The sequence below is a fragment of the Clostridium sp. 1001275B_160808_H3 genome (assembly GCF_015550425.1).
GTDB lineage: Bacteria > Bacillota > Clostridia > Clostridiales > Clostridiaceae > Clostridium.
Genome location: NZ_JADNAT010000012.1, coordinates 111,594 through 124,412, shown reverse-complemented (window position 1 = coordinate 124,412; position 12,819 = coordinate 111,594). Strand labels below are relative to the sequence as shown.

The 12,819-nt window shown below is 27.0% G+C and carries 13 protein-coding genes, 2 tRNA genes and 1 rRNA gene; 11 read left to right on the top strand and 5 right to left on the bottom strand.

The features are described from left to right. Window positions 1–124: 124 nt before the first annotated feature. Together rrf and I2A75_RS10750 are read left to right on the top strand one after the other, a co-directional pair. Window positions 125–241, top strand: a 5S ribosomal RNA gene (gene rrf, locus I2A75_RS10755). Window positions 242–246: 5 nt separating this feature from the next. After that, window positions 247–322 (top strand) — tRNA-Phe (locus I2A75_RS10750). A gap of 54 nt (window positions 323–376) precedes the next feature. Here the strand turns inward: I2A75_RS10750 and bcp are convergent. Beyond that, window positions 377–829 (bottom strand): thioredoxin-dependent thiol peroxidase, encoded by a 453-nt coding sequence (gene bcp, locus I2A75_RS10745; protein WP_195264464.1) that lies wholly within the window; start codon window positions 827–829, stop codon window positions 377–379. A 193-nt stretch (window positions 830–1,022) separates the two neighbouring features. On the opposite strand from bcp, the gene I2A75_RS10740 reads away from it, so the two are divergent. Then, window positions 1,023–1,769 carry a peptidylprolyl isomerase gene (locus tag I2A75_RS10740; protein WP_195264463.1) on the top strand — a complete coding sequence of 249 codons (747 nt, stop codon included), beginning with the start codon at window positions 1,023–1,025 and terminating at the stop codon, window positions 1,767–1,769. 41 nt (window positions 1,770–1,810) lie between these two features. On the opposite strand, the gene I2A75_RS10735 is transcribed toward I2A75_RS10740, so the two are convergent. Together I2A75_RS10735 and I2A75_RS10730 are read right to left on the bottom strand one after the other, a co-directional pair. Then, window positions 1,811–2,452 carry an HAD family phosphatase gene (locus I2A75_RS10735; protein WP_195264462.1) on the bottom strand — a complete coding sequence of 214 codons (642 nt, stop codon included), beginning with the start codon at window positions 2,450–2,452 and terminating at the stop codon, window positions 1,811–1,813. 373 nt (window positions 2,453–2,825) lie between these two features. Next, window positions 2,826–2,901 (bottom strand) — tRNA-Pro (locus I2A75_RS10730). A gap of 351 nt (window positions 2,902–3,252) precedes the next feature. Here I2A75_RS10730 and I2A75_RS10725 point away from each other — a divergent pair. From I2A75_RS10725 to rsmI, 4 genes are all read left to right on the top strand, one after another. Further along, the gene (locus I2A75_RS10725; protein WP_195264461.1) at window positions 3,253–3,558 is read left to right on the top strand and encodes a hypothetical protein; all 306 of its coding nucleotides are present in this window, start codon (window positions 3,253–3,255) and stop codon (window positions 3,556–3,558) included. Window positions 3,559–3,912: 354 nt separating this feature from the next. Next, complete coding sequence (locus I2A75_RS10720) at window positions 3,913–5,130, top strand: C40 family peptidase (RefSeq protein WP_195264460.1); 1,218 nt, start codon at window positions 3,913–3,915, stop codon at window positions 5,128–5,130. Window positions 5,131–5,378: 248 nt separating this feature from the next. After that, a complete protein-coding gene (locus I2A75_RS10715; RefSeq protein WP_195264459.1) occupies window positions 5,379–6,128 on the top strand; it encodes a tRNA1(Val) (adenine(37)-N6)-methyltransferase in 750 nt (249 codons plus the stop codon). A gap of 4 nt (window positions 6,129–6,132) precedes the next feature. Further along, entirely contained in the window at window positions 6,133–6,978 is an 846-nt protein-coding gene (rsmI, locus tag I2A75_RS10710; RefSeq protein WP_195264458.1) for a 16S rRNA (cytidine(1402)-2'-O)-methyltransferase, read from the top strand. Between the two features lie 74 nt (window positions 6,979–7,052). On the opposite strand, the gene I2A75_RS10705 is transcribed toward rsmI, so the two are convergent. After that, window positions 7,053–7,292, bottom strand: coding sequence for an AbrB/MazE/SpoVT family DNA-binding domain-containing protein (locus I2A75_RS10705; RefSeq protein WP_008676225.1), 240 nt, complete (start codon window positions 7,290–7,292; stop codon window positions 7,053–7,055). Between the two features lie 464 nt (window positions 7,293–7,756). On the opposite strand from I2A75_RS10705, the gene I2A75_RS10700 reads away from it, so the two are divergent. The 4 genes from I2A75_RS10700 to I2A75_RS10685 all read left to right on the top strand — a co-directional run bounded on the left by I2A75_RS10700 (window position 7,757) and on the right by I2A75_RS10685 (window position 11,739). Then, window positions 7,757–8,347, top strand: coding sequence for a DUF1836 domain-containing protein (locus I2A75_RS10700; protein ID WP_195264457.1), 591 nt, complete (start codon window positions 7,757–7,759; stop codon window positions 8,345–8,347). An 81-nt stretch (window positions 8,348–8,428) separates the two neighbouring features. Then, window positions 8,429–8,572, top strand: coding sequence for a YvrJ family protein (locus I2A75_RS10695; RefSeq protein ID WP_195264456.1), 144 nt, complete (start codon window positions 8,429–8,431; stop codon window positions 8,570–8,572). Window positions 8,573–8,796: 224 nt separating this feature from the next. Next, a complete protein-coding gene (locus I2A75_RS10690) occupies window positions 8,797–11,085 on the top strand; it encodes an ATP-dependent DNA helicase (RefSeq protein ID WP_195264455.1) in 2,289 nt (762 codons plus the stop codon). A 21-nt stretch (window positions 11,086–11,106) separates the two neighbouring features. After that, window positions 11,107–11,739, top strand: coding sequence for a cyclase family protein (locus tag I2A75_RS10685; protein WP_195264454.1), 633 nt, complete (start codon window positions 11,107–11,109; stop codon window positions 11,737–11,739). Window positions 11,740–11,924: 185 nt separating this feature from the next. On the opposite strand, the gene I2A75_RS10680 is transcribed toward I2A75_RS10685, so the two are convergent. Then, on the bottom strand, window positions 11,925–12,803 hold the full coding sequence (locus I2A75_RS10680; protein ID WP_195264467.1) for an aldose 1-epimerase family protein: 879 nt from the start codon (window positions 12,801–12,803) through the stop codon (window positions 11,925–11,927). Between the last annotated feature and the right edge of the window lie 16 nt (window positions 12,804–12,819).

The following is a 12,819-nucleotide window of genomic DNA, read 5'->3' as shown; positions in this document are numbered from 1 at the left end:
TGATAGGTCAGAGGTGTAAGTGTGGTAACATATTTAGCTGACTGATACTAATAGGTCGAGGGCTTGACCAATAAAAACAGGCTTAAAATTAATTCATGTGCAATTTTCAGAGAACACTCTGAAATCTGGTGATGATGGCGTAGAGGAAACACTCCTTTCCATTCCGAACAGGAAAGTTAAGCTCTACAGCGTCGATGGTACTGCATGGGAGACTGTGTGGGAGAGTAGAACGTTGCCAGGTTATATGGCTCGATAGCTCAGTCGGTAGAGCAGAGGACTGAAAATCCTCGTGTCCCTGGTTCGATTCCTGGTCGAGCCACCAGAATAAAAAGCACTAACATTAGTTAGTGCTTTTTTATTATGCTCTGTAATTTTATTATTTAAGTTCTTCTAGGACAGCATCAATATGTCCTTTAACTTTAACTTTTCTAAACTCTTTCACTAAATAACCTTTTTCATCAATTATAAATGTACTTCTTTCTATACCCAAAACTTTTTTACCATACATATTTTTTTCTTTGATAACATCGTATAATTCGCAAACAATCTTATCTTCATCACTTAATAAAATGAAAGGTAAATTAAATTTTTCAATAAATTTATTATGTGAATTTAAGTTATCTTTACTTATTCCAAGAACTATAGCATTTTGATCTGTTATTTTATCTATATTATCCCTAAAATCACATGCCTCTGTAGTGCATCCTGGTGTATTATCTTTAGGATAAAAGTATAGTATAACTTTTTTTCCTCTATAATCACTTAATTTATGTTCCTTTCCATCAGATCCCATAAGAGTAAAATCTGGCGCTAATTTTCCTATTTCCATTATATAATATCCTCCTTTTAAGCTTTATTTAATTATAATACTATTAATAATTATTATCAACAAATAATACGAATCTTAATCGTAATTTAGATTAATTAGATAAATATTTATTGCAACTTATATATTTTATTATAAACTCTGTTATAATTAATAATGATTAAAATTTAAAATTTAAAATAAAGGAGATATTTCAATGGAAGATAAAATTTTAGCTACCATAGCGGGTAGAGAGATTAAGGAATCAGATTTACAAAATATGATAATGAGATACCCAGCTGATAAAAGAGCATATTTTGAAACAGTAGAGGCAAAGAAGCAATTATTAGAGCAAATGCTTTCTTTTGAATTAATCAATATGCTAGGCAAAGAGTTAAATATAGAAGATACAGAAGAATATAAGGAAAATGTAAAACAAGCAGAAAAGGATATATTAACTCAGCTAACACTAAATAAATTATTATTAGAAGTTACTGTTACAGATGAGGATGCATTAAATTATTATAACAATAATAAAGGAGAATTTACTCAACAACCAACAGTTTCTGCTAAGCATATATTAGTAGATTCAAAAGAACTTTGTGATAAAGTTAAGAGTGAAATAGATTCAAATGAATTAACTTTTGAAGAGGCAGCTATGAAATACTCAACTTGTCCTTCAAAAGAAGAAGGTGGAAATCTTGGTGCATTTGGAAGAGGTATGATGGTTCCTGAGTTTGAAGATGTAGCTTTCAAATTGGATATAAATGTTGTAAGTGAACCAGTTCAAACACAATTTGGATACCATTTAATAAAAGTTGAAGATAAAAATGAAGGAAAAGAAATGGCATTTGAAGAAGTTAAGCCTCAAATAGTTAATAAGCTATTACAAGAAATGCAACAAAGAAAGTATCTAGATGTTGTAAAAGAATTAGAAAAGAAATATGGAGTTACTAGAGCTTAAAAATAGTGAAAAAAGGAATTGATATATCAATTCCTTTTTATTTATAATAGTTCATTAAAGCTAAGTATGTATTTATCTGATAATTCTATTAAAGCATCTTTTTGACTTTCAGATACTTTATCATATATTGAATAAACGTGCATACCGGCAAGCTTAGCCCCTTTAACAGCTTGTACTATATCTTCGAATACTAAGCAATTTTCAGGTGATATACCTAGTTTTTTAGCTGATAATAAATAGATATCAGGATTATCCTTTGATTTCTTTACTTCTTCAGTTGTAGTTATCGCATCAAAATATTGATATATATTATTATTTTTTAATGTTGCTTCTAATAATTGAACAGAATTACTAGTTGCTAATGCTATTTTAATGCCTTTTTCTTTTAATAAATCTAAATATGAAATGACGCCTTCTTTTAATTTGATTGTATTGGAATAGTGATAAAAAGCCATATCATGCCATGTTGAAATTATTTTATCTATATCATCATTTATATTAAATTTGTTTTTAAAGTAGGTTGCTGTTTCCGTTAAAGTAAGATGAGTTATCTCTTCTTGAAGATTTTCAGGGACAGGATAACCAAAGTTTCCTAGGTATTCTTCATCTATTTGTGCCCATATTCCCATTGAATCTATTAATGTTCCATCTAAATCAAATATGACTGCCTTAATATTATTCATATATGTAAACCTCCTTTTAAATACTGTTCAACAATATTATAGTAAGCTAAATATATAGCTTAGATGTAGTAATAATTTTATTAAAAGTTTTATTTATATATAAAAAACTTAAAAATTTATAGCAATAATGAAATCTTTTTCATATACTGATTGTAAGTAGAATTTTGAAAAGGGGATAAGATTTATGTGGATATTAATATTGTGTGCCTATATATCAATAATACCAATAGTATTAATTTCTTGTAAATCTATTGGATTTGACGATAAACTTAATGAAGTACATGATTATATAGATTGTAACTAGCTATATAAATAAATCCATTTCATAAATTATAAAAAAATAAAAAATCCTCTCGAATAGAGAGGATTTCTTTGGTCGGGGTGACAGGGATTGAACCTGCGACCTCATGGTCCCAAACCACGCGCGCTCCCATCTGCGCCACACCCCGAAGTACATTATAATTATAGTAAGTATAATCTATTATGTCAACACTTTTAAAATAAAATATTAAATTATTTATGTGAAACCTATTATGATTAAGTTATAGTATTAATATAAAATTATAATGATTTTATATAGCCAAATAGAAGTAGAGTTATATTTATAATATCTTTACTTATGACTATTAAATATGGTATCTTTTAAGTAAATTATAAACTTTGTTTAGGGTATATCGTATATTTACTTTTAATTTGTTTAAGATCGTTAAAAGTAAATATTAATGAGCTTAATGAAACGGTATGAAATTATTTTAAGATTTAAAGTTTATATAAGCATAATTTAATTGGAGGTCAAAGTAATGAGAGGAAGTACTATAGTTATTATTTTAGGTAGCATAGGATTTATATTAATGGGATTTTTATCATTAAAAAGTAAAAAAATGAAGAATTTTCTGAAGGATAGTGGAGTCTATAGTGATATTGAAAAGTTTATGAAGCTTAACGGAATATTTAATATATCTATAGGTTTTGCAGGAATTATTTTAGGCGCATTAGATTATATATTCATAGAACAATCAAAGTATATAGTAATAATATTTATACTTACTATTGCTGTTGCATCTTTTGTTCAAAATAAGATGCTTAAAAAATACAGGAATATATAATTTCATATATTCCTGTATTTTTATTTGAATGAACTTTTTATAGCAATAGTATTATTAGCAATGTCATTAATAATTTTATATAGAAGTTATTAATGACATTGCTAATAAATTTATATAGAAATTATTCATAAAACTATTATAAAAACGATAGTATACAACATATAATTATAGAGAGATTTAGATAAAATTAGTTATATTTACATAACTAAGCATTATCCAGATATGTACAGTATACATTTACATTGTCTAAATATCTCATTTTTTAAAAAATTACCATTGTCCAAGCTTTCCATAAGTGTTATAATGGTAATATATCACGTAGGGAGAGGGGGATGGTCTAAGGACCAAACACTTATGAAAAAGAGGATTTTATCTATTGTTATGGCTGGTGCTTTAACAATAACTTCAGTAACACCAGTTTTTGCTACTCCTAATCAGGAAGTAATAGAAAATCAACAAAAGTATGATGACATAAATAAGAAAATAGAAGATATTCAAGGTAAGATATATGGTTTAAATGAACAAATAGCTCCATTAGAAGAAAAGGTGAACAATAATCAAAAGCAAATGGATTCTATTAAGGATGAAATTGAAAACACTAAGAAAGAAATCGAAACTTCAAAGGTTGATATTTCGGAAAAAGAAGAAGTATTAGGAAAGAGATTAAGAGAGCTATACAAATCAGGTGGACAAGGTAGTTATTTAACACTTTTATTTAGTGCAGATAGTTTTAGCGATCTTATATCTAAATTAGATTCTGCTACTAGACTTGTAAATATTGATAAGAAAATAGTAAAAGATTTAGTAGATAAGAAAGAAAAATTAGATGAGAAGGTTACTTCTTTAGAAGAAAAATCAAATGAAATAGCTAAAATAAATGAGGAAACTAAAAAAGTCTTAGCTGAGTCAGAAGGTAAGAAGAAGGAGCAAGAAGCTCTTGTTGCAGATGCAAAAGCTGAACAAGCTAAATTTGATGAAGAGTTCTTATCTGTTGCAGAAAGAAGTTTAGTTGAACCACAACTAGCAATACTAGAATCATCTAGTTCTATTACTGAGCTTCAAAGTGCTATAAGCCAATTAAGAAGTATCAGAGATAATCAACTTAAAAGCCCTATCGTAACAGAAGAGATTAATAATGCAATAGAAGCTGCTAAGGTTAAAGTAGAAGAGCTACAAGCTCAAGAAAATGCAGCTAGTATACCAAATAGAGGACCTGGATCTGGATCATCAGCTACAGGTAATGCAATAGTAGATTTTGCATATGGATATATTGGTAGACCTTATGTTTTTGGAGCTACAGGACCAGATAGTTTTGACTGTTCAGGATTTACTAGCTTTGTATTTAGAAATGCAGCAGGAATAGATATAACAAGAACTACTTATACTCAAATAAATGTTGGAACTCCAGTTTCATATGGAGAATTACAACCAGGAGATTTAGTATTTACTTATGGTTCAGACCACGTTGGAATATATGTAGGTGGAGGTCAATATATACATGCTCCTCAACCTGGAGATTATGTTAAAGTTTCACCAGTTACATCATTCTACGCTGCGAGAAGAGTACTATAATTAGAATTTTATTAATATTGTATTATAAACTCCGTCAAAATTTGGCGGAGTTTATTTGTTTATATCATGTAAATTGAACTTTAATAAAATATTTATAAAGTAATTGATTTATATGATATAATTTAGAAAGATTACAAAGCAATAATATAGATATAAATAAAGATAATGAATTTGTAATTAATAGTATTAGTTTATAATAATGGTTGATAATAAGAATATAGTTATAGAAATAATTCGAGGTATTTAAAATGAATAAAGATGTGAATTTATTAGAAGATGAATCTATTGATGATTTACAATTAGATAACTTATATCTGATTCAAAAAAAATCAGGCTTTAGATTTGGTGTAGATGCAGTTTTACTGTCAAACTTTGCAAATGTAAAGAAAAAACATAGAGTTATAGATTTATGTACAGGTACTGGAATAGTTCCTTTTTTATTATATGGAAAGTATAAGCCAGAAGAAGTAATAGGAATAGAAATTCAAAATGAAATGGTTGAAATGGCTAAAAGGAGCAGTAAGTATAATGAATTAGAAATTGTTGTTAAATTTGAAAATGCTGATTTAAAGGATATCAAGTTTTTAAATCAATTAGGAAAATTTGATGTTTTAACAGTTAATCCTCCATATAAATTAAATAACTCAGGAATATTAAATCCTAATGATAAGTTAGCAATAGCTAGGCATGAAGTTTTATGTACATTAGAAGATGTGATAATAGCAGCTAGAAAGCTTTTAAAGGATAATGGAAGAATGTATATGGTACATAGACCTGAGAGATTAATAGATATATTTGAGCTTATGAGAAAGCATAAGATTGAACCTAAGAGAGTTCAAATGATCCAGCCAAATAGTAAAAAGGCTCCTAATATAGTATTAGTTGAAGGTCAACGTGATGGTGGAGCATATTTGAAATGGGAAGCACCACTATATGTATATAATGATGATGGTAGTTATTCAGATGAATTAAATAGAATATATGGTAGGGAGGAATAGATTTATGGAAAAAGGTAAGTTGTATTTAGTACCAACTCCAATAGGTAATTTAAAGGATATAACATTGAGGGCATTAGAAGTATTAGAAAATGCAGACATCATAGCTGCAGAAGATACTAGGCAAAGTTTAAAACTATTAAATCATTTTAATATAAAGAAAAGTTTATTTAGCTATCATAAACATAATGAACAAGGAAAAAGTGAAGATATAATAAATAAATTAAATGATGGAATGAATATAGCACTTATTACTGATGCCGGCACTCCGGGGATATCTGATCCAGGAAGTGTTATAGTTGAAAAGTGTATAGAACAAGAAATAGAATTTGAAGTATTACCAGGAGCAACAGCAATAACTACTGCTTTGGTTTACTCAGGTTTAGATACAACAAAGTTTATATTTAGAGGTTTTTTACCTAGAGAAAATAAAGATAGAAAACCTGTAGTTGAAGAAATTAAAAATGTTAGAGATACTATAATATTATATGAAGCTCCACATAGATTATTAGATACCTTAGAATATTTATTAAATAATATAGGTGATAGAAAAATTGCAATATGTAGAGAACTTACGAAGCTTCATGAAGAAATTTATAGAGGTAGAATATCATTAGCATTAAATTATTTTGTAGAAAATAGACCAAGAGGTGAGTTTGTTTTAGTTATTGAAGGTAAATCTGAGGATGAAATAAAAGCTGAAAAAGAGGCTTTATGGATCGATTTAACAATAGAAGAACATTTAATAAAGCTAATAGAAAGTGGAATAGAAAAAAAAGAAGCTATAAAATTAGTTGCAAAAGAAAGAAATATACCTAAAAAAGAAGTTTATAAGTACTCAACAGAACTATAATTAAATCCCCTATGATTTTATGAAGTCATAGGGGATTTAATTATAAATAACTTTTTAAATATAAGTATTAAAAATTATTTTTTTAATTCAGTTAAGCAATTTTTACAGATGTTTTTACCTTTATAGTTTACAACATCTCTAGCATCTCCACAGAAGATACAAGCTGGTTCATATTTCTTTAAGATTATTTGCTCTCCATCTACATAGATTTCTAAAGCATCTTTTTCAGCTATATCTAATGTTCTTCTTAATTCAATAGGAATAACTATTCTTCCTAATTCATCTACTCTTCTTACTACACCAGTTGATTTCATTATATTTCCTCCTTAAAACAAGTTTCGACATCTTGCAAGTTAATATTACTAAAAATGTAATTAAAAGTCAACAGAAAAGAGAAATATTTTAAAAAAATACACATTTAATTTGCCTTTCAAAGTCATAAATACAATATACTACCATAAATTAGAAAAGTCAATACTATTTAATCAAATTTCTAGGGAAATAGTAAAAAAATGTAGAATGGCTTGTCTACTAACTTATAAAGAAGAAAGAAGAGATCTGAGAAAAATAAAATTAAAAAAAAACTAATAAAAAAAGAAAAAAATGTAAAAAATAATAACAGATATGAGGTTTAGATTAAAAATTAAAAAAGCGACAATTATTTTTTATTGACTTTTAAAGAAATAATAGAATAAAATTAAACAGGCAGAAGTAACTTGTAATAAGTTTATATATACTATATAATTAAAATAAGAATAAGTTTTTAGAGGTGGATATAATGGTAAAAAAAATAGATACTAATTATATAACAGAAATTGCAGAAGAAATGTCTAATAGTACCATGGTTGGCTATAATGATTTACCTAAATATGATCTATTTTTATCTCAAGTTATAGATTTTTTAAATGATAAATTTATAGAGGATAAATATACAAATAATATAGTGCAAAATTATATAAAGAGCGAAGTTATTAGCAAACCAGAGGATGGAAAAAAGAGAGGCTATACTAAAATACATCTTATACAATTAGTACTATTAAGCTACATGAGGCCAGTATTGACAACGGAAGAAATTAAAAAGGTTTTCAGTTTGGCATTTAATGAAATAAATGATAGATCAGATGATATAATATCTTGGGAAAATGCATATAAGATATTTTCAGAAACTCAAAGTGAAAGCTTTAAAGATTTCCTAAGTAAGCCGGCTGTAAATGAAGAAAAGTTAGATAGTATAATTGCAGAATTAAAATTAAATGAAAAAGATGAAAATAGTATAAGAACATTTGTTATTGTAATGTCACTTATTGCACAAGCGAGTGCCATAAAAAAATTAGTTCAAAAGATAGTGAATGAATATCATTCAGAATAAATATTATTAAAACTATATTAAATTAATATATAAATTAAAAAATCCTCACTTAAGTGCATATGTAAATAGTGGGGTGATTTTATGGAAGAGGTAGTTAATTTAGTGGCTAATCTAGGTTTTCCTATAGCAATTTCCTTATATTTATTAATAAGAATAGAAGGAAAGCTAGAAAGTCTTACTAATAGCATAAATAATCTATCACAAACTATTAATTCAATTAAATAAAAGCTTTCAAAATAAGGTATTGTTAATAATAAGTAGCAGTACCTTATTGATTTTATATCCTATTAAATATTAGTTTTTAGGATTATAATATATATATATATTTTGCTTAATGAAATAATTAATTAATACTAGCAATATATTAAATAGTTAATATGCTTATTTAAATGAAATAGTAAAAGTAGAAGCATGGATTATTTAAAATATATAGATAGGAAAGAACTTTAATGAAGAAAAAAATAATTATTAAAGAATCTGTTAGAGGAATAATAGAATATGTCTTGAAAACTGGTAGTTTAGATGATAGATATATGGGGAAAAGTAGAGCTTTAGAAGGTACATTGGCACATCAAAAGCTACAGAGCAGTAATGAGGATATATATAGTCAGTATCAGAAAGAAGTAAGAATGGAACATGCCTTCGAAATTGAAGATATAACATTATTAGTAGAAGGAAGAGCTGATGGTATTATTATAGAAGATACTAATATTTACATAGAAGAAATAAAATCCACAATGAAATCACTTATATTTATAGAGGAAGATTATAATGAATTACATTGGGCTCAAGGTAAATTTTATGCATATATATATTCTATTCAAAATAAATTAGAAGAAATAAGCGTAAGATTAAGTTATTTTAATATAGAAACTGAAGAAGTAAAAAGCTTTGATAAGAGATTTAAATTTAATGAATTAGAAGAGTATATTGATTTTATAATAAATGAATATAAGAAATGGATATTATTAAAGTCTAAATTAAATAGTCTAAGAAATGAATCTATAAAAACATTAAAATTTCCCTTTGATAATTATCGAAAAGGTCAAAAGGAGTTAGCAGTTACTTGTTTTAATACAATAAAGGAAAATGCTGTGCTATTTGCTCAGGCACCTACAGGAATAGGTAAAACAATATCTACTATATTTCCTGCCGTGAAATCTTTAGGAGAAGATAGAGGAGAAAGAATAGTATATTTAACTGCTAAAACAATAACTAGGACGGTAGCAGAAGAGGCAGTGAATAAATTAAAGGATAATGGACTTAAATGCAGAAATATTACATTAACATCTAAGGAAAAAATATGCTTTAAAGATAAAACTAATTGCAATCCAGAGAATTGTGAATATGCAGTAGATTACTATGATAAAGTAAATAATATTATATTTGATATGCTGGGAAAAGAAGATGATTTTACGAGAGGAAAAATCGAAGAATATGCGAGAGATAATAAAGTATGCCCCTTTGAGTTATCATTAGATTTGAGTTTATGGTGTGACATAATAATATGTGATTATAATTACGCTTTTGATCCTAGGGCTAAACTGAAACGCTTTTTTGAGGAAGATGTTGATAAAAATATATTACTTGTGGATGAAGGTCATAACCTTGTGGATAGAGCTAGAAATATGTTCAGTGCGGAGATTTATAAGGGTAAGATAATGCAAGCAAGTAAACTTATAAAGGGTAAAGTACCTAACTTATATAAGGTACTAAATTCTATTAATAAGGAATTAATAGAAATACGAAGGGAAGTTCAAGAAAGTGAAAGTAATAGTATTTATAAAAAAGAGCAGTATAAAGATTTATATAAATTGCTGAGAATATTTTTAAAGGAATGTGATGAATACCTTATAAAGTCTGTAAATACAGAAGGCTATGATGAAATAAGAGATTTATATTTTGAAGTAAGAAGTTTCATATCAATTTCAGAACTATATAGCGATGAATACGTAACTTTAGTAGAAGTTACTAAGAATGATGTTAAGGTTAAGTTGTTTTGTGTTAATCCATCTAAGAATTTATCTAAAGTCGTACAGGGAAGTTATTCTACTACAATTTTTTCGGCAACACTAACACCAATTAATTATTATATAGATTTGCTTGGGGGCAATGAAAAGAGCTATAGAATGAAATTACCATCACCATTTAAAAAGGAAAATTTAAAAATCTATGGTCATCCGCTTAATATGAGATTTAAGCAAAGGGAAAATAATATTGATAATCTATGTGAATTGATTTACAAATTTGCAAATGAACAAATTGGTAATTACATGGTGTTTTTACCTTCTTATCAATATTTAAAGCAGATATATCAAAGATACATAGAGTTATATGGTGATAATAATACTATTTGTCAGGATGAAGTCTTAACTGAATCTCAAAAGGAGGATTTCATAAATAAGTTTCAAGATGGTGCAAATATACTAGCTTTTTGTGTTATAGGAGGAATTTTTTCTGAGGGGATAGATTTGCCAGGGAATAGGCTAATAGGAAGTATAATAGTTGGAGTAGGATTTCCTAAAATATCTAACGAAGGAGACATAATAAAAGATTATTATGAGGAAAAGGGATTTGATTATGCATATATATATCCAGGAATAAATAAAGTAATGCAAGCTGCTGGAAGAGTTATAAGGACTGAAACAGATAAGGGGAGAATATTACTCATAGATGATAGATATTTTACTTTAAAGTATAAGAATTTACTTCCAAAAGAGTGGGATATAATTAAATAAAATAATAAAGGGAGAGTATAAATGAGAGTTATTGATTTAAGTCACACTATAAATAAGAATATGACTACATATACAAAAGATGAGAAACCTGAAATATATAATATAGCTACAATTGAAAAAGATGGATTCAATGAGAAACTCTTGAGACTATGTACGCATACAGGAACTCATATAGATGCACCAAGTCATATGATTAACAAAGGAAAAACCATTGAAGAATTTAATATAAGTGAATTTATAGGAATAGCATTTATGATTGATATTTCTAATATTAAGGAAGTAAAGATTAGTGATTTAATTCAATATGAAGAAAAATTGAGAAATTGTGATTTCTTAATATTAAAAACAGGATGGGAGAATTATTGGGGAACCCAAAATTATTTTAATGACTTTCCAAGCCTAACAGAAGAGGCAGCTAAATGGATTTGTGATTTTAGTTTAAGAGGTATAGGAATAGATGCTATTTCAATTGATAAATTTGATAGTATAGATTTTGAAATACACAATGTTGTGTTATCTAGAGGTAAACTCATAATTGAGAATCTAACGAATTTGGATAATATAAATGCTGATGAATTTACTTTAGTAGCTACTCCGTTAAAGATAGAAGATGGAGATGCTTCACCTGTTAGGGCAATCGCATTAACGAATTAATGTTTAAAAAGTACAAATACAATTATAATTTAATTGTAAAATTAGAAATATAGGAAATATCGATAACAGTTATTAAGTATATACCTGTTATCGATATTTTATATTTAATATGAATTAATATAAGTTTCGGTTCTATAAATTAAAGGTTAGTTTATAAAATTGATAGTTATATAGTTAGCTAAAGATTATTTTATATATAAGTTGTAACTAGCAGTAAAGGATTCTCCAACACTAAGTTTTTGAATTCCCTCCTTATCTTTAAACTCTCCATCAAAATTATCAAAATCTGAGTGCCCATACCAAGGCTCTATACAAACAAAAGGCGCTCCTGTTGGTTTAGTCCATATAGCTAAATAAGGAAAACCTGAAAAATCCATAGATAAACTTTTATTATGATTCTTAGATTTTAAACTTATTATATTTGAATCTAAATCACCAAAAACTATAGCATCATCTTTAAATAAATCTAAAGATAAGTTTATAATACTTTCATTATTAAAAAATGGTTTTTTAATACCTGTGAAGTAGCCAGAGTTACCGTTAAGTTCCATTGAATCAGAATTTTCTTTCTTGTTGAACTCAAAGTAATAATCTTCAAATTTTTCTCCGTCCATTAATGGGCACATAAATGCAGGATGTCCACCAATTGAGAAGTAGATATCTTTGTTATCAAGATTTGTAACATTATAACCAACCTTAACTCCATTATCTAAAAGTTCATATGAAAGCTTTAAAGAAAACTTATATGGATATACTTTTAATGTATCTTCAGACCATAAAAGTTCAAATACAATATGATTATTGTCTTTTTCAATCATATTAAATTCTCTAGTCCTTGCTAGACCATGTTGTGGTAATTCATATTTTTTATTATCAACAGTATATTCTCCATTTTTAACTTTTCCAACTATAGGGAATAATATTGGAGAATGATACTTCCAATACTCTGCATTTCCATTCCATAAGTATTCAATTGAATCTTTTTTGCTAATTAAGTTATTAAGTTCTCCACCAAAGGTATCAGCAGAAATTTTTATGTTTTCATTTTCTAATATATAATTCATCATAACACCCTTTCCA

Excerpts from the sequence above, each read along its gene's own strand:
- bcp (WP_195264464.1), bottom strand. The coding sequence starts at position 829 with ATGGAAATAGGAAAATTAGCGCCAGATTTTACTCTTATGGGATCTGAT.
- I2A75_RS10740 (WP_195264463.1), top strand. The coding sequence starts at position 1,023 with ATGGAAGATAAAATTTTAGCTACCATAGCGGGTAGAGAGATTAAGGAA.
- I2A75_RS10735 (WP_195264462.1), bottom strand. The coding sequence starts at position 2,452 with ATGAATAATATTAAGGCAGTCATATTTGATTTAGATGGAACATTAATA.
- I2A75_RS10725 (WP_195264461.1), top strand. The coding sequence starts at position 3,253 with ATGAGAGGAAGTACTATAGTTATTATTTTAGGTAGCATAGGATTTATA.
- I2A75_RS10720 (WP_195264460.1), top strand. The coding sequence starts at position 3,913 with ATGAAAAAGAGGATTTTATCTATTGTTATGGCTGGTGCTTTAACAATA.
- I2A75_RS10715 (WP_195264459.1), top strand. The coding sequence starts at position 5,379 with ATGAATAAAGATGTGAATTTATTAGAAGATGAATCTATTGATGATTTA.
- rsmI (WP_195264458.1), top strand. The coding sequence starts at position 6,133 with ATGGAAAAAGGTAAGTTGTATTTAGTACCAACTCCAATAGGTAATTTA.
- I2A75_RS10705 (WP_008676225.1), bottom strand. The coding sequence starts at position 7,292 with ATGAAATCAACTGGTGTAGTAAGAAGAGTAGATGAATTAGGAAGAATA.
- I2A75_RS10700 (WP_195264457.1), top strand. The coding sequence starts at position 7,757 with ATGGTAAAAAAAATAGATACTAATTATATAACAGAAATTGCAGAAGAA.
- I2A75_RS10695 (WP_195264456.1), top strand. The coding sequence starts at position 8,429 with ATGGAAGAGGTAGTTAATTTAGTGGCTAATCTAGGTTTTCCTATAGCA.
- I2A75_RS10690 (WP_195264455.1), top strand. The coding sequence starts at position 8,797 with ATGAAGAAAAAAATAATTATTAAAGAATCTGTTAGAGGAATAATAGAA.
- I2A75_RS10685 (WP_195264454.1), top strand. The coding sequence starts at position 11,107 with ATGAGAGTTATTGATTTAAGTCACACTATAAATAAGAATATGACTACA.
- I2A75_RS10680 (WP_195264467.1), bottom strand. The coding sequence starts at position 12,803 with ATGAATTATATATTAGAAAATGAAAACATAAAAATTTCTGCTGATACC.